Raw genomic sequence first — 22,802 nt, forward strand, 5'->3', positions numbered from 1 at the left:
AATATTAAAAGAATACAATTAGATTATCATGAGAAAAATCACTTTATTTTTAGCCTTGCTATTTGTTTCAGCTGGAGTATTTGCACAAACTACGTGGGTAGCAGATCCAAATCATTCGAAACTAGGATTTACTGTAACACATTTGGGTATTGCAGATGTTCCTGGACATTTTGATAAATTCGATGTAAATATTACTTCTTCTAAAGAAGACTTTAGTGATGCTGCAATTGAATTGACGGTTCCAACTAACACAATTAATACGCGTGTGGAACAAAGAAATACTCATTTAAAGAGCCCTGACTTTTTTGATGTTGAAAAATTCCCTACAATGACATTTAAAAGCACTTCAATTGAAAAAGTAGGTGATGCTAAATATAATGTAAAAGGAAATCTTACTTTATTAGGCGTGACTAAACCTATAACTGTAACGATGAATCACCGTGGAACTATTGTAAATGCTCAAGGAGCATCTGTTGCGGGAATCCAGATTTTAGGTGCGTTTAAACGTTCAGATTTCGGACTTGGACCTAAATTTCCTGCACCAATGATAAGCGATGAAGTAATTGTTAAAGCAGACGGTGAGTTTCAGCATAAGAAATAAGATCACATAAATAGAATTTGGAAAGCGGATTATTAATAATCCGCTTTTTTTGTGCATTAATTTGTTATTTTACAATTTGAATAAATCTATTAGATTATTGGGATGAAAATTCTTCATACAGCAGATTGGCACCTTGGAAAACGTCTTGAAAAATTCTCGCGTATAGATGAACAGCGCGAGGTTTTGGAAGAGATTATACAAATTGCAGAAGATAATGATGTAGATGCAGTATTGATAGCCGGAGATTTGTTTGATAATTTCAATCCTTCTACTGAGGCTGTGGAATTGTTTTATAGAAGCCTTAAAAGACTTTCAAATAATGGAAAGAGGGTGGTTGTTGCTATTGCAGGTAACCATGATTCTCCAGATCGGATTGAAGCTCCGGATTCTTTAGCACGAGAGTGTGGTATTTTATTTGCCGGATACCCGGATTCTACCATAGCTGTCGGAGAATTGGAATGTGGTATTTCTATCCTTCAAAGTGAACCGGGTTTTCTTGAATTAAAATTACCTGAACATGAGGCGGCGCTTCGTATAATCATTACTCCATACGCCAATGAATATCGTTTAAAAACGTTTTTAGGAATAGAGGAGACAGATCGTGAATTGCGGAATGTTTTAGAAACCAGGTGGAAGGAACTAGCAGATAGATATTGTGATAATAAGGGTGTCAATATATTATTGACGCATTTGTTTATGATGAAGAAAGGTTCTACACCCCCTGAAGAACCAGAAGATGAGAAGCCGATTTTACATGTTGGAGGCGCGCAGGCTATATATTCTGAAAATGTACCTCAACAGATTCAATATGTGGCATTGGGGCATCTACATAGATATCAGGTAATAGACAACAAACCTTGTCCTTTGGTTTATTGCAGCAGCCCTTTAAGTTATAGCTTTGCTGAGGCCGAACAGCAGAAATTTGTTGTGATATTAGATATAGAGCCGGCAAAAGAGGTTCAGTATTCAAAGATCCCTTTAACAAAAGGTAAAAAGCTACAACGTAAGCGCTTTGAAGATATCGATGTGGCCGTTAACTGGCTGCAAGAGAATGCAGATTCGCTTGTAGAACTTACTATGGTTACAGATCAATATATGCGATCTGACGATCGGAAACGGCTGCTACAAGCACATAGTGGAATAGTTACCCTTATCCCGGAGCTGGTCAATTTAGGAGCATTAGAATCTCATGCTCAATCGCTTGATCTTAATCAGAGTATTGAGGATTTGTTTAAGCAATATTTTCAACATAGACATGGCGTAGAAGTGAATGATGAATTATTCGATTTATTTAAAGAGATTAAAGCTGAGCAGAACGAAGAATGATACCTATATCATTAACTATTAAAGGATTATACTCCTATCAGGAATCACAGACGATTGAGTTTGATCGGCTGATTGAAGGGCAACTGTTCGGAATATTTGGATCTGTTGGTTCTGGTAAGTCCTCAATTCTTGAGGCTATCTCTTTTGCACTTTATGGAGAAACCGAAAGGTTGAATCAGCGAGATAATCGTAATTACAATATGATGAATTTGAAATCGGATGATCTATTAATCGATTTTAAATTCAGAAATTTTGATGATGAGGAATATCGTTTTATAGTGCGGGGAAAGAGGAATGGAAAAGATTTCACCAAAGTAAATACTTTTGATCGCAGCACTTACAAATATGCAAATGGTGAATGGTTACCATTAGAACATACTTCGGCAGAATCGATATTAGGCCTTAGCTATGAGAATTTCAGAAGAACGATTATTATTCCACAAGGAAAGTTTCAGGAATTTCTGCAATTGGGTGATAAGGCCAGAACGGATATGTTGAAAGAGATATTCAACCTTAATAAGTATGAGTTTTTCTATCAAACGGCTAGTTTGGAACGCAAGAACAATGAAAATCTTCAGAATTTAATTGGCCAACTTTCTCATTATGATAACCTTATAAAGGAAGTAATTGACGAGAAGGAAATAGAAGTGCATCAATTAAAAGAAGAATTAGACCTTAAAAAGTTGCATCTACTTGCAGAGGAAAAACTATATCAAGTACAATTAAAGCAGAAAAAACTTTATGATGATCGTGCTTCCTATCAACAGCAATTAGACTTGCTTCTAGAATCTGGATTGGATATAGAACAGTTAGATAAAAAGGTACAAGATTATGAATATTGTCAATTACATTTTAAGAGCAAATTAGAACGCAAAGCGGAGATTGAGGCTTCCATTAAAAAGCAAAGAGATTCTCTGGATGAATCACTACGTCTTTTCAATGAATGTTCTACAGAGCTTGAATCTTTAACAAAAGAGCAAGAAGGGATAGAATCAGAATATAAGAATCAAGAGAAATATAGAGAATTAGCGATTGATTATAAGCACATTCTTTCTTTAATTCAAATAAAGGTTGATGAAGAGAAACTTAAAAAGCGGATCGAAGAGGGACAGATTTATGTAGATAAAGAGGCTAAAGAAAGAGAAGTTGTTGAGAATAAATTAGTTGCATTAAAGACAAAGAATCAAGAGCTAAAGGCATCTTTGCCAGATTTAAATATTCTTTCAGATTTAAGAGCATGGTTCTTTAAAAAAGAACACCTGGATCAATTGATAAAAAATTACGAGGGTAAATTAACTGACTTAAATGAGAAAGCCAAGGTTACTGCTTCAACTATTCAACAACAATTAACTCACCCTTTATTGAAAGATGTTGATTCTGGCGTTTCTCCTAATTATCATCGTGAACAAGTTTTGCGATTGAGGGAGCATTATCGTGGAAAACATCGGGAGGTTCAAGGGGCAATAGATCAATATACCCTGCAGGTAAAATTAGGTGAATTTAGCAGCCAGCTAAATGATGGAGAGCCTTGTGTTTTATGTGGTTCAATCCATCACCCGGAGCCTTTAAAGGCAGATAATGTGTTAGCGCATTTAGAGAATGCAACTACTCATTTAGAAGAACTAAGGGGAATTGATGAATCTTTAGAAAGACTTCTTGCAGACCTGTCGCATCTTTTATATGAAGAGCAGATAATTTTACAGCAGATTGCGAGTATCAAACAGCAGTTGGAGCAGGAAAATTTGGCTAAGCTAGAACATGAAAAGGCTTTTATATGGACGGATTATTCTTCACAAAAGCCAGAATTGGTGGATTCGGCAGTTAAGCAAACTGATAAAATACAAGCGGAAATCAAGGCTATAGAAAAAGAAATTACGGATCATGAGACCTTATTACTACAAAAGAATGCAGATTATGATCGGTATCGGAATGCAGTTAATGGATTTGAAATTCAGTTGGTTGGAAAGAGCACAGAGTTTTTAACTCTTGAACGGCAACTTAAAAGTCTTTCTTTTGAAGATCATCAACAAGTATCGGAAGCTGATTTGAGATTAAAGATTGAAGAGTTGTATGCTAACATCGAGTCTGTCAAAGAACGCTTTGAGGCTTTCGCTGAAAAACAAAAGGTTCTTACTAATCAGAAGATTACTTTATCGGAGCGGATTAATTCATCCAAGCGGTTTATATCTGAAAATGATCAGCTACTTCAAAGGCTTGAGATTGAATTAACGAATGATTTAGCACAGTCTCCTTATTCTGATTTTGAACAAATCCAGTTGATCTTAAAAGAATCAATTGATCTGGTATCAATTAGAAAAAGGATAATAGATCATAAACAGCAAGTGTTTGCAATTCAACAGCGCCTTAGTCAATTACATGATGTATTAGGCGATCGTGTGTTTAATGAGGAAGCATTCTTATCGCTCGAAACAGGGCTTAATGAGTTGAAAAATCAACTTGAAAGTATTCATTCCAATTATGTACGGGAGTCGGAATTGCTAAAAAAGAATAAGCAAGATTATGATAAGAAAGTCCTTCTTGAGAAGGAATATGAGAAGTTACAACACCGAGCTTTAAATATTAATACACTTAAACAGCTCTTTAAAGGAAGCGGTTTTGTTAGTTACATATCGACAGTTTATTTGCAGAATCTATGCCATGCCGCAAACAATCGCTTCTATAAGCTCACAAGGCAGCAGCTACGTTTAGAAGTTACCGATAAGAATGATTTTCAGGTAAGAGATTTTTTAAATAATGGGAAAGTTAGAAATGTAAAGACCTTATCAGGCGGACAAACCTTTCAAGCCTCCCTTTCGTTAGCATTAGCTTTGGCTGAGAGTGTACAGCAGCAAAACAAATCGAATCAAAACTTCTTCTTTTTAGATGAAGGTTTCGGCTCCTTAGACAAAGAGTCACTTCAAATTGCTTTCGAGACCCTGAAATCACTTCGCAAAGAAAACCGTATTGTAGGAATCATATCGCATGTAGAAGAACTACAACAAGAGATTGATGTGTTTCTTACTATCGTAAACGACCCTTTTACAGGAAGTAAGATTACCGGGAACTGGGAATAATTACCGAACCTTCCACAGGAAGGAAAGAGTTAAAGGAATATTATAATTCCTTTAACTCTCCTACTAATTTGGTTATAGTTTGTTTGGCGTCTCCAAAAAGCATTAAGCAATTATCAGCTCCGAATAGCTCGTTTTCGATACCTGCATAGCCTTTACCCATACTTCTTTTAGTTACAATTACAGTTTGCGCTTTCTCAACATTAAGGACAGGCATTCCAAAGATCGGACTATCAGGATTTGTTTTTGCAGCTGGATTAACAACGTCATTTGCACCTACTACAAATACTAAATCTGTGTTTGCAAAGTCATCATTAATTTCATCCATTTCAATTAGTTTATCATAAGATATATTCGCTTCTGCTAGCAAAACGTTCATATGGCCGGGCATTCTTCCTGCAACAGGGTGAATTGCAAAACGAACATTTATATTTCTTTTTTCACACAATTCACTTAATTCACGAATAGCATGCTGTGCTTGTGCAACAGCCATTCCGTAACCCGGAACAATGATTAGAGAAGATACAGAATCAAAGATTTGAGCAGCTTCTTCAACACCTACTTCTTTAACAGCAATCTCCGGCCCGTCAGCCTGATTGCCACTTCCAGACGTTTGTCCGAAGCCACCTAATAAAACATTGATCAATGAGCGATTCATCGCTTTACACATGATTTGAGTAAGAATAATTCCTGACGCACCTACCAAAGCTCCGGCTACGATTAATACATTGTTATTGAGCACGAAACCAGTAGCACAAGCCGCCATTCCAGAATAAGAATTCAGTAAGGAAATAACTACCGGCATATCAGCTCCCCCAATAGGGATTACAACCAATACTCCTATAACCAACGATAAAATTGCCAGGGCAATCATAAAAGTAGGATTTGAGAAATCAGTCAATGCAAATACTGAAACACCAACTGCAGCAATTAATAAGAGAAGGTTAATAAGGTGTTGACCAGTAAATGTGATGGCCTTTCCTGAAACCTTACCATTAAGTTTTAAATAGGCAATTAAAGAACCAGTGAAAGTAACCCCGCCAATTAAAATACTGATCGCAACACTGATACCAGTGATTTGATCAACCTGTAGGCCTTTTTCTTGTGTATTTAGCCAGAAATCTGCTAAAGCTACTGTAAGGGAAGCCAAGCCTCCAAATCCATTGAATAAGGCAACCATTTCAGGAACCTTGGTCATTTGAACTTTAAAGGCAATAAATAAACCAAGGGCAGAACCAATGATTACACAGATTAAAATATCAACCAAGGTTATGGCCTCAACTTGAATGACAGTAGCAAAGATGGCAATGAACATACCTAAAGAAGAAAGGAAATTTCCCTTTCTAGCAGTACTGGTACGGCCAAGCATTTTAATGCCAATAATAAATAATATAGATGCTGCTAAATAAGCAATTTGTATAAGAATATTCATTACAATAGGTTAGTAGAGTTTGTATAATTCCTCTAAATTGAAGAGTTTATTTCTTTTTGAACATTTTAAGCATACGATCGGTAAGAGCGTATCCTCCTACAACATTTATGGTAGCTAATATTAATGCAATCATACCTAACCATTTACTAATAGCTCCATAATTTAATACGTTACAGGCAATAATTGCTCCTACAATAGTAATCCCTGAAATGGCATTTGAGCCAGACATTAAGGGCGTATGGAGTGTAGGCGGTACCTTATTAATTAATTCAAAACCTACATAGCTGGCCAATACCAGGATGTATAATAAAATGATAAATGATTCTGCAGTCATAAAATATATTTTCTAGATTTTTATTTTATTTAGATAGAATAGACTTAGTAAATTCATGCACAAGCTCACCCTGATGGGTTATCAAAGCTCCTTTTGTAATATCCTCTTCCATTTCCCATTTAAAACCCTCTTTGTTGGCTAAGTGCAGTAAAAGAGTACTTATGTTAGTAGCATAAAGTTGGCTGGCATTGATAGGAAGAAGCGCGGGTAAATTAGATTCACCGATAATCGTAACCCCATGCTTTACTACTGTTTTATTAAATTCAGATAGCTCACAATTTCCTCCTGATTCAACAGCCATATCAACAATAACAGATCCTGATTTCATAGATTTAACCATCTCTTCTGTAACCAATAAGGGAGATTTCTTGCCAATAACCAAAGCTGTAGTTATAACAATATCTGCATCTTTTATTTTATCTTCAACTAGCTTCTTTTGCTTAGCTAAGAATTCAGCAGAAACCTCTTTGGCATAGCCACCTTCAGTTTTTACTTCATCTGCACCCTCTACAACCAGGAAACGGCCACCTAAAGATTCAACCTGCTCTTTGGTTTCAAGCCTTACATCAGAAACCTCAACCACTGCGCCCAAACGTTTAGCAGTAGCTATGGCTTGTAATCCTGCAACACCGGCACCAAAAATCAAAACCTTCGCTGGAGTAATAGTTCCTGCTGCAGTCATCATCAAAGGAAATATTTTACCCAATGCATCGGCAGCCATGATTACGGATTTATAGCCAGCAAGATTTGCTTGCGAACTTAAAGCATCCATTTTCTGAGCTCTTGATATACGAGGTACAGCATCCATTGCAAAGGCAGAAATCTGTTTGGTTTTAAATACTTCTAAAAGTTCCTTTTGTGTGTAAGCATATAACAGAGAGATACTTATTGCACCATTCTTCATAAGATTTGCTTCCTCTAGAGTGGGAGCATTTACTTTCAGGATAACATCAGTATTGCATATCTCAGATTTGGAAGCGATACTAGCTCCTGCAGCTATATAATCGCTATCAGAAAACTTTGATTCATCTCCTGCACCCTGTTCGATAAGGATTTCAAATTCTTTTTTAATAAGCTGTTTCACCAATTCAGGAGTAAGAGCTACTCGCTTTTCCTTCTCTTTGGATTCTTTTAGTACGCCTAATTTCATTCGATTTTAAGGTTTTTAATTTTGGTCTTGCTTAGTGTTAATTGCAATAGATTCAAATATAAAGGTTTAATTATTAATTGCTTAATCTATGTGGCAATATTAAAAATTATGGACGATATGACTGTTATGTGCTGTTATGAGCTATGTGTGTAATGTTTTATGAAGATTGTCAATCTACACATGACGTTTTTCTTTTAAAAAGATAAACGAGCATGTTAGTATCGTTGTAATTCTATTCATTGAATAAATTGATTGAAAATATATTTGAGTATTCTTTGATTTGTAGTATAAAGGATTATCTTTGCAGTCCGAAAATAGGATGTTATTTTCGATTACAATGGCCCGTTCGTCTAGGGGTTAGGACGTTAGATTTTCATTCTAGAAACAGGGGTTCGATTCCCCTACGGGCTACATTAAATTCAGCGGATTGCTTTCAATCCGCTTTTTTTATGCTCTAAAACCAGACTTTCATTTCAGCACTACGCAGGTTAAAGCAGTAAAAGGCATATAATTCATGCTCTTGTTGTACCCATTGTTGTACCCAACATTAACTCTATCTTCAACCTAATTCTAGAATTAATGGCAACTACACGAGTAACGAACTCAGTTAAGCAAACGAAAGGAAGACAATACAAAACTAAGTTTGCACGTTTGCAAATCCTTATATAAGGATTTGCAAACGTGCAAAGACCCATAATTATCCTTTCTCAATAATTTCTAATTGATCATAATTCAATCTATTAGTTTTTTAGGATTCTCTCTTTTTATTAAAGGTCAATAATAAGCTGAATTAGAATGAGGCAAAATTAGAAAGATTCCAAGTTTAAATTAACGATTCTAATATTCCAAAGGATAGGAATAAGTAAAATATTAATGGATGATCTGTTAATCAGTAGTTATAAGAGTTAACATAAAATACTCTATATTCGTTAATGTGTAAAGTCTTAGTTAATTAGATTAACCACTAAAAATTATTATTATGAATGAACTTGATCTGATAAAAAGAATCAAGAATTGGTTATAGTAGCATTTATATTTGAATTTTATTAAATCAACTTTTTGAATTATGGCAAATTATGAATTTGTTACTTTAGTATTTTCAGGAATTGTAGCATTATCTACAGTTGTATATTCTATTTTAACTTGGAAACTTGTAAAAGAAAGCCGTTTAACAAGAGAATTTCAAAACACACCTGATATCAGCATATATTTTAAACGTGCTGAAGCAGATGTATCATTCATATATATAGTATTTGAGAACACTGGGTCGGGTTTTGCCAAGAATGTTCGATTCGAAATTATAAAAAATTTCGGATTCTATGACAACAAGCTATTTGACTTGGCGTTAAAAGGTATTATTTTAAATGGGAAAGAAAACTTTTATTCTAAACAGAGATTTGAATACTTTTTTACTGATCTATCACAGGAACATCAGGCGAAGATTAAAGATAACATAACTTTAAAAATTAACTATAGTAATATTTATGGAAAGAGATATGAAAGGAAAATAAATCTTGAGCTAAAAGAATTACTAGGAGTAAGTATTACTAACCCACCTACTAATTATGCTGGGAGAATTGCATACGAATTAAAAGAAATTAAAAACATTCTTAAAAATAATAAAAACTAAAATTTGCATCCACACTTAATTTCCTTACCTGGCACACGAAAACAAATAATGCAACCCAACCAGCAAGCCAAGAAAAGTTATTCCTCCTCCTGAAATAACCCCATCACAAATTTTCTTCGCTTCTAACTCCAACTGAGTTTATTAATAATATGACTAATATTCCCAGAAAATACCTCCAGTACAGAGTGTCGATTAAAGACCATCAATTGAATATGGTTAATTGCAGCACTTGTGGTAGATAAACGTAAATTTTGGGTAGGAACTTAATGCATAGGATAAATTCTGTGTAAAGGCAACAAAAGTTTTAAAGGATAAAGAATGAGAATGAGCTTCTAAGTTTTATAAAAGTGATCGACATTACGTTTGTAAGTGACTTGAAGCAAATCAAGCTCTTCACTAAAGCTTTACCTTCGTTGTAGTTATAGATAAAGTACATTTAAATTATACATTATGAAAAGATTAGAAAATAAAATTGCTTTAATAACTGGAGGTGCTGGTAGTATTGGTAGACAGACTGCTAAGGTGTTTCTAGAAGAAGGAGCCAAGGTGTTTTTGGTGGATCTAAACGAAGATGATTTAAAAAAGACGGTAAAAGAGTTGGGTGAAGAAAATGTTCAATATTGCGTTGCTGATGTCTGTAAATCTAGTGATGTTCAGAAATATGTGGATGAAGCAGTAAAGGCTTATGGAAAGATCGACATCTTCTTTAACAATGCGGGGATAGAAGGTGTAGTGAAACCTATTGAGGATTATCCGGAAGATATGTTTGACAAGGTAATCGCTGTAAACGTAAAAGGAGTTTGGTTAGGTGCTAAATATGCTTTACCACAAATGAATGATGGTGCAAGCATGATTATAACCTCATCGGTTGCAGGTTTGAATGGTAGTCCAAATGTAAGTGCTTATATTACTAGTAAACATGCCGTTGTAGGAATAATGAGGGCAACAGCTGTAGAGGCTGCACCTAGAAAGATACGAGTAAACTCGGTACACCCTTCTCCTGTTGATAATAGAATGATGCGTTCTTTGGAAGAGGGTTTTGCGCCAGGAGCGGCTGCGGAAGCTAAGAAAGAGCTAGAGAAAACAATTCCTTTAGGTCGCTATGCTACGGCGGATGAAATAACGAAAGCAGTTTTGTTTTTGGCGAGCGACGATAGTCAGTTCGTAACTGGAACCACTGTTGTTGTGGATGGAGGATTGAGCGTTCAATAGATAATAAGGCTGTAAGCCTCGTTTTTAATGGGCTAAAGACAGAAAAGTTAAACTATATATTCATTTATTCAAAGGGGCGGTATTTCATTGGTTCGCCTCTTTGAATTCCCTACTGCTATCGACTTACATCTCAAGTCAAATTGAAATATACATTTCTTTTCGTATGTAAAAAGCGGCCCAATCCAAATAGCGAAATGCTAATTCTCTTGTTATGGTAAAGTACCAGTGCATTTTGAGATGATTTGGCTGCAGAGTAATATCCACTGGAAAACTGCGTAGATAAAGACTTATCGACATTTGTTTTAGCACCGGCAAGTCGTATATTGTATTCTTCAAATTAAGAGAAATGAACGGAATGATATAATATTCAGAAGAGATTACTTGTTAAGTGTAACGAAGAACATAATGAATAAAACTTTCGATTTTCAGGGCTTGTCTAATGAAGAGGTTCTTCTAGCAAGAGAAAAGTTTGGCCAAAACCAATTAGTTTTTAAAAAAGAAAATAGATTTATTGATGCTATAAAAAGCCTCTTGAAAGAGCCCATGATTGCCTTATTGTTGGTCGCTTCGCTTATTTATTTTATAAGTGGGGAATACAATGACGCTATTTTTCTTGCAGTAGCTATCATATTGGTTGGTACAATTTCTTTATATCAGGATTCAAGAAGCCGAAATGCCCTGGAGAAACTGAAAGATATATCTCAACCACATTGTAAAGTCATACGCAACGGCCAGGCCCAAGAAATTAAGAGCGATGAATTGGTCATATGTGATTATTTAATAGTCGAAGAGGGGACATTAATTTCTGCAGATTGCTCAATCGTATATTCTAATGACTTTTCGGTAAATGAATCCATCCTTACTGGAGAATCGTTACCTGTCATTAAAGATAAAACAAAAGAAGATAATACTATATATCGCGGAACGAGTGTGGCTACCGGTATGGCTATTGGTAAAATTACTGCCATTGGAAATAATACTAAATTAGGAAAGATTGGGAAGAGCTTAGAGAATATAAAAGAAGAAAAAACACCGTTAGAACAGCAGATTAGTAGTTTCGTTAAAAAAATGGTTTTCGTAGGTGCCATTGTGTTTTTGATTGTATGGGGCATAAATTATTTTCGTTCTTTTGATTGGTTAGATAGTTTGTTAAAAGCATTAACGCTTGCCATGAGTATTCTCCCTGAAGAGATTCCTGTTGCGTTTACAGTATTTATGGCCTTAGGTGCTTGGCGATTGATGAAAATGGGGGTTGTTGTTAAGCAGATGAAAACGGTTGAAACCCTGGGTAGTGCAACAGTAATTTGTACCGATAAAACAGGAACCATTACCGAGAATAAAATGAGTCTGGCTAGGATTTTTGCATTGCAATCGACCAAAATATCAACTCTTGAAAACAATATCAATGAAGATGAAAAACACCTAATTAGTATAGCGATGTGGGCGAGTGAACCCATTCCATTTGATCCTATGGAAATAGCATTGCATGATGCTTATACCAAAACCATAGAGATAGATGAACGTCTGGATTTTAAAATGATTCATGAGTATCCATTAGGAGGAAAGCCTCCTATGATGACTCACATCTTCGAAAATAAAGAAGGAAAGAGAATCTTAGCGGCTAAAGGTGCACCCGAAGCCATCATAGCGGTGTCCAGCTTGTCTGTCTCAGAAAAGGAGCAAATAGAAAATGCTATTATAACCTTGGCTGAAAGTGGTTTTCGGGTATTGGCTGTGGGTGAAGCCCAATTCGATGGTGATATGTTTTTAATTGAACAACAAGCCTATAATTTTAAACTCCTAGGCATCGTAGCTTTTTATGATCCTCCCAAAAAAAATATTAGAGAGGTTTTAAAAGGGTTTTATGGAGCAGGAATGGATGTAAAAATTGTCACTGGAGATAATGCTGCTACCACATCAGCCATTGCTAAACAAATAGATTTCAGAGGTTGTGAAGCTAGTATGAGCGGTGATGAGTTGATGAAACTCAACGATATTGAATTACAAGAAAAAGTAATGGATATCCAGATCTTTACTCGAATGTTTCCTGAAGCAAAACTAAGAATAATCAATGCGTTAAAGGCGAATAATCAAATTGTAGCGATGGTAGGTGATGGTGTAAATGACGGTCCGGCTCTTAAATCAGCACATATTGGTATTGCTATGGGTAAAAAGGGTACTGAAATTGCCAAACAGGCAGCGTCTTTAATTCTTTTGGAAGATGATCTTGCCAAGATGGTCGATGCAGTCGGGATGGGAAGAAAAATCTATACCAATCTAAAGAAAGCCATTCAATATATCATATCCATTCATATTCCGATTATCCTCACGGTTTTTATTCCTTTGGCATTGGGTTGGGTTTATCCCAATATTTTTTCACCTATTCATATTATTTTTCTAGAGTTGATTATGGGGCCAACTTGTTCCATAATTTACGAGAACGAACCAATGGAGAAAAATATTATGGAAGCTAAGCCAAGACCCTTTACATCTACCTTTTTTAATTCTAGTGAGTTGATTACGAGTGTGATACAGGGCTTGATGATTACCGTTGGAATTTTATTTACTTATCAATTAGCAGTTAACCAAGGTTTTGACGAATCTGTGGTAAGAACCATGGCATTTTCTGTTTTAATTTCTGCCAATATTTTTTTAACGCTTATTAATAGATCGTTCTATTATTCGATACTGACCACATCCCTCTATAGGAATAATTTAGTATATATGATTATTGGAATAACTATACTGGCTGTAGGCATCATGATTTATTCGAGTGCAACAGCAAATTTTTTTGGTTTTGAGTCATTAAACTATAAACAGTTAGGTATTAGTATAAGTATTGGTTTTTTATCTGTTATTTGGTACGAATTAGTGAAGTTGGCGAAGCGCAGAAGATTTTGAATGAAGGGCTAGTTCATCGTATCAGAACTTTAATCGAACACCTATCCCAAGCTGAAAAATATCAGATAATGATAGAGACGAAGTATTTTGAAGATAATTAACAATATAGAAATCGTTGGTATTGAATTCTGTATATAAGCCTATTTTATTAATACCCAAACCATCCCATGATTCTGGTATAGAAAGTTCAATTTCGTTGGAAAACGATAGATGCGGTCTTAACGCCGGTGACCAATAATAATAACCTCTCGGGTATTCACTTGAGTGAAATTTGTAAGCCAGGTCTTCTTGAAAAGTATAACTAAGAAAGAAACCTGGATTAAAAGGATATAGTTTTGCCCAATCGCTCAATTTTATTTCAAACGGTTTATAAGCCAATTTTACTGTTACAGCATGAAGTTCTCCTCCTTTAAAAGCAGGCACATAACCATAATTGAAGTCTAAATATCCTTTTTTATTCTTGAAGATTTCATACCCGGCACCTACGCTGAAGTATCCAATACTGCCTGCATGTTGCACTATGCCTGCATCAGGAATTAAGAATTTTAGTTTTTGTGCAAAAGTTTTCGCTGTTCCTAAAAAGAGAAACAGGATGATAAATGATACTTTAAAAAGAAATTTGTTCAAAACTTAATTTAGTATTTATAATCTCCGCCAATAAGAACTCACGCTTTCCCATAGCACTTGTAATTACATAAGGGATATTGGAGTTATCTAATTTGAACTCTTCGAAATTATGAGTGTGTCCATGAAAGGAAATAAGAAAACCCGGAGTCTCATCAAAAGCAGCTGCATAGTCTTTTACAAGCTTTTCATCAAAGTCGTCAGAAATAGGAGGCACATGAGAAATTGCTACATAATTACTTATTCCAACTTCAGGCTGCAGCTGTTTTCTAAGCCACGGTATATTTGGTACATTGCCACTAAACTGATATTCTCTGCTATTTGTATCATGGCAAATAAACTTTACTCCTCCGTAATTAAAAGAATAATTGAGCTCACCATACATTCGTTTAAAAACATCTCTTCCTCGCATGGTCAGATCATGATTTCCTATAACAGTTACGTATGGAACCGTTAGATTATTCAGTTCCCGGGCTAACCATTGCATTTCTTTTAAAGTACCAAACTCGGTAACGTCCCCGGCCACAATAACAAAGTCTACTTCTGGTATGGAGTTAACTTTTCTATAAAATTTAATGGTTTCATCGTATGATCTTTGGGTGTCGCCAGTTACAATAAACCGTACAGTATCATCCTGGCTGCCATCACCTAATCTTTCCAAATTACTTGCATTTATATTTTTATAAGAGTCTTTATCAAGTATTTGACTGGGGCTGTATTCGAGATTTTTACAACTGAAAATGCTTATACAGAAAAACAGTAATAAATAAGAAGCTTTCATTATTACAAAAATCGCTATCAATTACCTCTTAAAAAAGGTTGGATCTTCGTCTAAACTGGTCAAATCATCTGATTAAAAATTATTGACATAGAGATGATTTTTTATTAACCAATTAAAGCGGCTTATGTACTTTTTCTTGTTTTCAGAAAAAATTATAAAAAATATTTTGCACTTACGAATAGTTTCGTACATTAGTATACGAATTGATTCGTACATATGAATGACATAAATAATGATTGAGAAAAAACCCACTGAAAGTGAAATGGAGATTCTTCAAATATTATGGAGGATGGGATCTTGTACTGTTCGGAGTGTACATGAGGAATTGATAAAAAATAAGGAATCTGGATATACTACGACATTAAAGTTAATGCAGATTATGCACGAAAAAGGCTTAGTAGACCGAGATACTTCCAGTAAATCCCATGTATATAGTGCGATGATCAATCAAGATAAAATAGAAAAGCAATTGGTTGGAAAAATGATTGATGATATTTTTAGTGGATCAGCATCTCGCTTGGTAATGCAAGCTTTAGGGAATCAGCAAGCCAGCGAACAAGAGATTGAGGAAATTAAAAGGTATTTAGATAGTTTAAAATTGAAATAAGATGGAAGAGTTTGTTGTAAAATTTAGCTCCGCTCTTGGATGGAGTATATTGCATTCTTTATGGTTTGGCTTTATTATTTATATATTAATTCTTTGTTTGTTTTATGTTTTTCCAAAAATGAGCGCTTCAGCGAAGAGTCACTTTTCTCTCCTAGGTTCTTTTGCTTTGTTTTTCTTTTTTATAACAATATTTCTGAAAGGTTTTCTTACAATGAATGCCGAAATAGCGATGCAGCTATTAGAAAACCCTTTACAGTATCCTTCTGCTCTTGTAAACACTGTTGAAAGCCATCTTTTCATTGAGCCTTATTTTCCCATTATTGTAAGCGTGTATATCATTGGAATACTGATAGAAGGAATAAAGTTGGTAAGAAGCTATTTCAAATTGAACAAAATAAAATCTAAAGGTCTTTCATCTGTTCCACATGCCTGGCAGTTACTATTTGATGATTTAATAATAAAGATGGGAGTAAAAAGGAAAGTAAATTTTCAAATCTCATCTTTGGTAGAAGTGCCCATGATGATCGGATATTTAAAGCCCTTTGTATTTTTTCCCATTGCCGCGGTCAATAGGTTAGATATGCAGCAAGTGGAGGCGATATTGATTCATGAATTGACGCATATTAAGCGCAACGATTATTTACTCAATTTCTTAAAAGTTTTCATTGAAACTATTCTTTTTTTCAATCCGTTTATTTGGCTTTTGGGAAACTTGATCGAAAAAGGAAGAGAATATGCTTGTGATGATTCCGTTATCAAATTAAATGTTCAACCCAGAATATATGCTGAAGCTCTTTTGCACCTCGAACAATTAAGAAAGAAGGGCCATCATCCTTTGGGAATGGCAGCATTTTATACTAAATCTGATTTATTAAATAGAATTAAACGTATAATAACCATGAAAACAAATTATGTAAACCGCAAACAAAAATTGGTAGCGCTGTCTGTAGGGATTATCGGTATAGCAGCTATTGCTTGGACACAACCCACCGCACAGTCTTCCAAAAATCAAATAAAAATAACTGGATCAACGTATTCACCAAACTCTCTTAATACAGTTCTTCATCCTAACGCAAAACCTTCTTCTGTCAAAGTTGATTTTATAGCAAAAGTATCCAATATGGATGCGACCAAGAAAATGGAGAAACGAGATACTCTATGGAGCAGTTTACAAGATTCTACTGCAACATATTTTCAATCACCGGAATGGAAATCTAAAATTGCCGGGATAGAGAAAAATGCTCAAGGCCTATCTGAAACCGCTAAAGAATTGGCCGCTCAATTTAATTCTGAAGAGTGGCAATCACAAGTAAAAGCGCAAGTTGAAGCAGGGAAATTATTATCAAAAGAGTGGGAAGAGAAGTTACAATCACCTGAGTGGAAAGCAAAGATAGCCGACATAAACAATGCAGCTAAGATTTCTGAGAAAATGGCTAAAGAGTTCGCTGAAAAATTTAACTCTGAAGAATGGCAATCACAAATAAAAGTACAAGTTGAAGCGGCTCAATTATTATCAAAAGAATGGGAAGAGAAGTTACAGTCGCCTGAGTGGGAAGCAAAGATAGCCGACATAAAAAATGCAGCTGATATGTATGAAAAAATGACCAAAGAATTCGTTGAAAAATTTAACTCTCTAGAATGGCAGGATAAAATAAAAACACCGGTTGAAGAAGGGCAAAGCAATAAAAGAAATTAACAAATAATCTAATATCTGTTCTTATTCAGAATTTATGTTAACTTAATATCAAATTAATAACATGGTTGTAGATTTAACTCAAATATGAAACGTATCCTTTTCAATTTGATTGTTATTTTCGGAATGTGGACACAAGGTGTCTATGGTCAAGATATTTTAAAAAGTGGTTACTTGGTTGCCACTGGCGATGATAAAGTATTTATTATCGATCCCAATAAATCCAATGAGAATCACACTGAAGTAATCTGGCAATGGAATGCCGCGGAGGCTACCGATATACCTGCAGAATATAAGAACTATCTTAAAAGTCTGGATGAATGTAAACCAGTTTTAAACAATACTAAGATATTAGTTTGCTCATCATCTGGCGCTACGCTATTAATCGATATTGCTACTAAGAAAGTCGATTTTTATGCTAAAACACCCATGGCTCATTCAGCAGATCTTCTGCCGGGAAACCGGATTGCTGTTGCCAATTCTACACATAAAGAGGGTAATAGTTTAGAACTCTATGAGATCGGCAAATCAGAACATAGATTGTTTTCTGATACGTTATACTCAGGACATGGGGTTGTTTGGGATGGGGAGCGAGAAAGGCTGTTCGTTTTGGGCTACAAACTCCTAAAGGCATATTCTCTGGAAAACTGGAATAGCAACTCGCCGGGCCTTAAACTTGAAAAATCATGGATTATTCCAGATGAGGGAGGGCATGATCTTTCAATGGTCAACGGAAACCATCTATTGGTCAGCACACATCGCAATATCTTCAATTTTGATATCGAAGAAGAACAATTCACCGAATTTGCACCCTTAAAAGGACGTGAAAATTTAAAATCAGTGAACTATAATCCAGAAAGGGAGAACATTATATATACCATTGCTGAAGAAAGCTGGTGGACAAAAAATATCTATCAAACCAACCCCAAGAAAACAATCAGTCTTCCAGACGTTCATTTATATAAAGTTCGTGTCGCCAAATAGAGATAGAATAATCCAATATCTCTAACTTCGCTCACTCTTGTTATAAACCTTTTGTTATATAACGCCCCATACTTGTAGCATTAAACAAACGGTAATCGTATATATCTTAATAGCCAATATATCTTTTACCTAATTTCTAAAAATACTACAATGAACAAAAAAATTTGCTTACTTATCTTATTGATCGGATTCTTTTTCACCTCTTGTAAAAAAAGCGACATTGAATATCAGAATAGTTTCGAAAAAAGTCAACAAGCATGGTTGAATTTCAAAAAGGCAAATAACAATTCTTATCAATATACAGTAACAGGGGGAACTTGGATAGGTAGGTCATGGGAAACAAGATTAAGTATTACTAATGGAAAAATTACCCAACGTCATTTTAAGTATACTAATCTTGATGAAGAATTCGAGAGTAACATCCCGGAAGATCAATTGGAATGGACTGAAAATGAAGATGAGCTTAATTCACATGAACAGACTCCTGCTGCTGCTAGTCTCACGCTTGATGAAGTGTACGAAACCGCCAAGAACGTATGGCTGAAAAAGCAAGAAAATGCCACTACATACTTTAAAGCAGATAACGATGGACTAATTTCTTCCTGTGGATTTGTAGAAAACAACTGTATGGATGATTGCTTTGTTGGCATCACAATCGCAAAAATAGAACCTTTAAACCAGTAAATATCATCATCGATATTTTACTGGCGAGATCACAGACACTCCATGATGGTTGTATAAAATTTGGTTATTATCTTACACTATGCGTTTATTCATCTATCTATTTATTGCTTTTGGGTATGTGTTGCCCACCTTTGGTCAGGAAAAAAATGAAGCTTCATTTATAGCTCCCTTGCATTTTACGAAGATGAAGGTTTCTTCGGAAACTTATGAATCTGTGGGTGTCTTCGATGTGAATGGAGACGGTCATCCCGATCTTATTTCTGGTGCGTTTTGGTATCAAGGACCCAAATTCATCGAACGTCATTTAATTACCGAAGTGAAACGAGTTGGAGAATATTGGGATGATTTCTTAACCATCCCTCTAGACGTAAATGGAGATGGGAAAATGGACGTTATAACTGGAGGATGGTTTGGAGCTACTCTCTATTGGCTCGAGAATCCGGGCACAAACGGAACGTGGAAGCAGCATATCATTGATGAAACAGGGAATATCGAAACAGCGCATGGATGGGATATTGATGGGGATGGAATAATGGAAATCTTTCCTAACAACCCAGGTAAGCCGTTAAAATATTACAAATTAAACAAAGATGCTGAAGGAAAGGGAACTGGTCTATTTACGAAATTTGAAGTTGCTGAAACACAGGGTCACGGATTAGGCTTTGGCGATGTAAATGGTGATAGCCGGAGTGATATTATTGTTAATAATGGTTGGCTGGAGGCTCCCTCAGACTCGAAAGGGAAATGGTCACTTCACCAAGAATTTGATTTTGGAGATGCTAGTGTTCCCATTTTGGTCGTTGATGTAAACAATGACGACTTAAACGACTTAATTGTCGGTCAAGCCCATTCCTATGGATTGGACTGGTATGAACAAAAAGTAGATCAAGAAGGAAAACGGAGCTGGATAAAGCACCCCATTGATCCTTACAATTCGCAGTTTCATACAATGCAATGGATGGACATTGATGGAGATGGTAAACCGGAGCTTATCACAGGAAAGCGATATCGTGCCCATAATGGTAAAGACCCTGGAGCGAACGATCCTTTCGGACTATATTATTTTAAATGGAATGGAGAATCGTTTACCAAAAACATTATCAGTTACGGCTCGGTAGATCAAGGAAAAGGGGCTGGTATTTACTTTTCGATTGCTGACCTGAGAGGTTCGGGACGAAATGATATTGTTGTAGCAGGCAAGGATGGATTGTACATATTCTTTAATGAAGGATCTGCTTTGTAATGGGGATAAAAGCAGCATTAAAAAGCCATAACTCTTACCTTCAATATACATTGCTTTACATGCTTGAGTACTCTTTGAGTACTTCTTCCGTTGAGTCTGCGTTAAAAGGGCTAAAACAACGCATATACAACGGAAGAACAATTCATAAAGGATTTTAGTAAGCTTACGCAGTTTAAATACAGGAAACCATAAAGTAGTCAATATATTTCCCATTTTTGCTGAAAATATAGCGATACTTATATTGTACTTGAAAAAACACTGTATTGAAACAAACTAGCGAGAAGCCTGAAGATCAAAAACTCAAAAGGGGTTTGCAAAACAGGCATATTCAGTTAATTGCTCTCGGCGGAGCTATAGGAACCGGTTTATTTCTAGGTGTTGGCCCGGCAGCTGTATTAGCTGGTCCGGCTGTAATTTTAGGCTATGCGCTGGCAGGCATTATCGCCTTTTTTATTATGCGTCAGTTAGGTGAGATGGTGGTTGAAGAACCTGTTTCGGGTAGCTTTAGTCACTTCGCAAATAAGTACTGGGGATCTTTTGCAGGCTTTGCTTCTGGCTGGAACTATTGGGTGTTATACATTCTGGTAAGTATGTCGGAACTGACCGCCATTGGCATATATGTGCATTTCTGGTGGCCTGAAATCCCACTTTGGACATCAAGCCTTTTCTTTTTTATCGTTATTAATGCCTTAAATCTTACTTCAGTTAAGGTGTATGGTGAGGTAGAATTCTGGTTTTCTATAATCAAGGTGATAGCCATTATCGCTATGATCATTTTCGGAGTCTATTTGCTTATTAGTGGCAACGGAGGTCAACAGGCAAGCATTCAAAACTTATGGAATGATGGGGGATTTTTTCCAAAGGGTTTCTTAAGTGCTGATGGAAAAGGAGGCTTTCAGGGATTGTTTGCTGCAATTGCATTAATCATGTTCTCATTCGGTGGATTAGAATTAATTGGGATAACGGCTGCAGAGGCCGAACAGCCTGAAAAAACGATCCCAAAGGCTACCAACCAAGTTATTTACCGGATTCTGATTTTTTATGTAGGTGCGCTTGTGATCCTATTTTCATTATCTCCATGGAGAAATATTACCACCGATAGCAGTCCTTTTGTAATGGTTTTTGAAAGTTTAAAAGGCTTTCAGTTTAGCTTTTTGGGAAAAACCATTTACTTTACGAGTTTGATTGCTAATATGCTGAATGTTATTGTGTTGACAGCGGCCTTATCTGTCTATAATAGTTGTGTTTACAGTAACAGCAGGATGTTATTTGGGCTGGCGGAACAAGGAAATGCCCCTTCTTTTTTATCGAAATTGAATAAGAATTCAGCACCTATCAATGCGATTCTAATATCGAGCTTATTTGCGGCGATCTGTATTATAATCAATAAGATAATGCCCGAGAAAGCATTGGAGATTTTGATGTCGTTGGTAGTGTCTTCGCTAATTATCAATTGGCTGATGATCAGCATTACCCATTTAAAATTTAGAAGAAGTAAAGAGGCGGATCAGATTAAAACCAAGTTCCCGTCTTATATTTACCCCCTATCAAACTATATATGCCTGATATTTTTAGTAGGTATTTTAGTGATTATGTGGATAACAGGGTTGAAAATATCGGTTGAGTTGATTCCAGGATGGATTTTACTGCTTTACGTTTGTTACCGGTTTATTATTAAAGGAAAAAGCAAAAACGAGAGGGAAACTAAAACAAATTAAAGATTTGTAATGATGTAAACTTGATGGTTATCTCTGTTTACAACTTCATTATTACCTGACGGTAATTATACTTCATGAGGTTCTTCTACTTGTGCAGGAGCCTCTACAGGTTTCTTTTTATTTGTAAACAGCTTGACAATTACCGGTGCTGTTGCAAGCACAACAATTCCCATGATAACGTATTCGAGATTTCGTTGTACCCAAGGATTCTCACCTACTAAGTAGCCAAGAGTTACTAAAGTTCCCACCCAAATAATGGCGCCCACGATATTATAAAGTGCAAATTTCCTGAAATCCATTTCTACTATACCAGCCACGATTGGTGCAAATGTACGTACGATGGGTAGAAACCGGGCTAAAATAATCGCTCCTCCTCCCCGCTTTTCATAAAACTCTTGAGCTTTGTGGATATATTCTTTCTTGAAAAGCCAGTTATCTTTCATCTTTAGCAAACGATGACCAAAGTATTTGCCGCACCAATAGCCCACAAAATTTCCCACAATAGCTGCTATCGAAATCAATATTATCCAATATAAAAGCGTCAGTACGGGATTGGTGGCGCTAAGCGACATGTTAGCGATAATAACTCCTGAGATGAAGAGAATAGGATCGCCTGGTAAGAAGAATCCTATTAGAATTCCGGTTTCAGCAAAGACGATAAACAACAGCAAATAAAGACCGCCATGAGTTACGATCCAGTCTGGATCGGTCAGGTTATTGAAGAACTCTAAAAACACTTCCACAAAATCATTCTAATATTCAGCTGCAAAGGAACGAACAAATACTGGAAACATAATGTAAAAATCCGATT

General features: G+C 35.8%; 18 protein-coding genes and 1 tRNA gene. 13 read left to right on the plus strand and 6 right to left on the minus strand.

Annotation, left to right across the window (positions count from 1 at the left end; genetic code table 11):
* The first annotated feature begins 28 nt into the window (after window positions 1-28).
* The 3 genes from C8N28_RS08490 to C8N28_RS08500 all read left to right on the plus strand — a co-directional run bounded on the left by C8N28_RS08490 (window position 29) and on the right by C8N28_RS08500 (window position 5,001).
* Window positions 29-601: a YceI family protein gene (locus tag C8N28_RS08490; protein WP_132223786.1), complete on the plus strand. Its 573-nt coding sequence runs from the start codon at window positions 29-31 to the stop codon at window positions 599-601.
* Window positions 602-703: 102 nt separating this feature from the next.
* Entirely contained in the window at window positions 704-1,927 is a 1,224-nt protein-coding gene (locus C8N28_RS08495; protein ID WP_132223789.1) for a metallophosphoesterase family protein, read from the plus strand.
* Window positions 1,924-5,001, plus strand: coding sequence for an SbcC/MukB-like Walker B domain-containing protein (locus tag C8N28_RS08500; protein WP_132223792.1), 3,078 nt, complete (start codon window positions 1,924-1,926; stop codon window positions 4,999-5,001). The genes C8N28_RS08495 and C8N28_RS08500 overlap by 4 nt, the downstream gene beginning before the upstream one ends.
* 40 nt (window positions 5,002-5,041) lie before the next feature.
* On the opposite strand, the gene C8N28_RS08505 is transcribed toward C8N28_RS08500, so the two are convergent.
* From C8N28_RS08505 to C8N28_RS08515, 3 genes are read right to left on the minus strand one after another with little or no spacing between them, the layout of a single operon-like run.
* The gene (locus tag C8N28_RS08505; RefSeq protein WP_185140135.1) at window positions 5,042-6,430 is read right to left on the minus strand and encodes an NAD(P)(+) transhydrogenase (Re/Si-specific) subunit beta; all 1,389 of its coding nucleotides are present in this window, start codon (window positions 6,428-6,430) and stop codon (window positions 5,042-5,044) included.
* Between the two features lie 46 nt (window positions 6,431-6,476).
* Window positions 6,477-6,764, minus strand: a complete 288-nt coding sequence (locus C8N28_RS08510; protein WP_132223798.1) for an NAD(P) transhydrogenase subunit alpha — start codon at window positions 6,762-6,764, stop codon at window positions 6,477-6,479.
* A gap of 25 nt (window positions 6,765-6,789) precedes the next feature.
* Complete coding sequence (locus C8N28_RS08515; RefSeq protein ID WP_132223801.1) at window positions 6,790-7,914, minus strand: Re/Si-specific NAD(P)(+) transhydrogenase subunit alpha; 1,125 nt, start codon at window positions 7,912-7,914, stop codon at window positions 6,790-6,792.
* A gap of 339 nt (window positions 7,915-8,253) precedes the next feature.
* Between C8N28_RS08515 and C8N28_RS08520 the strand changes: the two genes are divergently transcribed.
* From C8N28_RS08520 to C8N28_RS08535, 4 genes are all read left to right on the plus strand, one after another.
* A tRNA-Glu gene (locus C8N28_RS08520) sits at window positions 8,254-8,325 on the plus strand.
* 655 nt (window positions 8,326-8,980) lie between these two features.
* On the plus strand, window positions 8,981-9,544 hold the full coding sequence (locus C8N28_RS08525) for a hypothetical protein (protein ID WP_132223804.1): 564 nt from the start codon (window positions 8,981-8,983) through the stop codon (window positions 9,542-9,544).
* A gap of 450 nt (window positions 9,545-9,994) precedes the next feature.
* On the plus strand, window positions 9,995-10,756 hold the full coding sequence (locus tag C8N28_RS08530; protein ID WP_132223807.1) for an SDR family NAD(P)-dependent oxidoreductase: 762 nt from the start codon (window positions 9,995-9,997) through the stop codon (window positions 10,754-10,756).
* A gap of 405 nt (window positions 10,757-11,161) precedes the next feature.
* A complete protein-coding gene (locus C8N28_RS08535; protein ID WP_132223810.1) occupies window positions 11,162-13,657 on the plus strand; it encodes a cation-translocating P-type ATPase in 2,496 nt (831 codons plus the stop codon).
* A gap of 21 nt (window positions 13,658-13,678) precedes the next feature.
* Here the strand turns inward: C8N28_RS08535 and C8N28_RS08540 are convergent, their stop codons facing one another.
* Window positions 13,679-14,284, minus strand: coding sequence for a hypothetical protein (locus tag C8N28_RS08540; RefSeq protein ID WP_246012779.1), 606 nt, complete (start codon window positions 14,282-14,284; stop codon window positions 13,679-13,681).
* Complete coding sequence (locus C8N28_RS08545; RefSeq protein ID WP_246012780.1) at window positions 14,265-14,942, minus strand: metallophosphoesterase family protein; 678 nt, start codon at window positions 14,940-14,942, stop codon at window positions 14,265-14,267. Before C8N28_RS08545 ends, C8N28_RS08540 begins: the two co-directional genes overlap by 20 nt.
* Window positions 14,943-15,294: 352 nt before the next feature.
* Here C8N28_RS08545 and C8N28_RS08550 point away from each other — a divergent pair, with 352 nt between their 5' ends.
* The 6 genes from C8N28_RS08550 to C8N28_RS08575 all read left to right on the plus strand — a co-directional run bounded on the left by C8N28_RS08550 (window position 15,295) and on the right by C8N28_RS08575 (window position 21,991).
* A complete protein-coding gene (locus C8N28_RS08550; RefSeq protein ID WP_132223816.1) occupies window positions 15,295-15,669 on the plus strand; it encodes a BlaI/MecI/CopY family transcriptional regulator in 375 nt (124 codons plus the stop codon).
* Between the two features lies 1 nt (window position 15,670).
* Window positions 15,671-17,365, plus strand: a complete 1,695-nt coding sequence (locus C8N28_RS08555; RefSeq protein WP_132223819.1) for a M56 family metallopeptidase — start codon at window positions 15,671-15,673, stop codon at window positions 17,363-17,365.
* 84 nt (window positions 17,366-17,449) lie between these two features.
* A complete protein-coding gene (locus C8N28_RS08560) occupies window positions 17,450-18,346 on the plus strand; it encodes a DUF6528 family protein (protein WP_132223822.1) in 897 nt (298 codons plus the stop codon).
* Window positions 18,347-18,496: 150 nt separating this feature from the next.
* Window positions 18,497-19,030, plus strand: a complete 534-nt coding sequence (locus C8N28_RS08565; RefSeq protein WP_132223825.1) for a hypothetical protein — start codon at window positions 18,497-18,499, stop codon at window positions 19,028-19,030.
* A gap of 79 nt (window positions 19,031-19,109) precedes the next feature.
* Window positions 19,110-20,273: an FG-GAP repeat domain-containing protein gene (locus C8N28_RS08570; protein ID WP_132223828.1), complete on the plus strand. Its 1,164-nt coding sequence runs from the start codon at window positions 19,110-19,112 to the stop codon at window positions 20,271-20,273.
* 263 nt (window positions 20,274-20,536) lie between these two features.
* Window positions 20,537-21,991, plus strand: a complete 1,455-nt coding sequence (locus C8N28_RS08575) for an amino acid permease (RefSeq protein WP_132223831.1) — start codon at window positions 20,537-20,539, stop codon at window positions 21,989-21,991.
* Between the two features lie 65 nt (window positions 21,992-22,056).
* On the opposite strand, the gene C8N28_RS08580 is transcribed toward C8N28_RS08575, so the two are convergent.
* Window positions 22,057-22,734 (minus strand): DedA family protein, encoded by a 678-nt coding sequence (locus tag C8N28_RS08580; RefSeq protein WP_132223834.1) that lies wholly within the window; start codon window positions 22,732-22,734, stop codon window positions 22,057-22,059.
* Window positions 22,735-22,802: the final 68 nt, after the last annotated feature.

Origin of the sequence: Albibacterium bauzanense (assembly GCF_004339765.1) — a bacterium.
GTDB classification, from domain to species: domain Bacteria; phylum Bacteroidota; class Bacteroidia; order Sphingobacteriales; family Sphingobacteriaceae; genus Albibacterium; species Albibacterium bauzanense.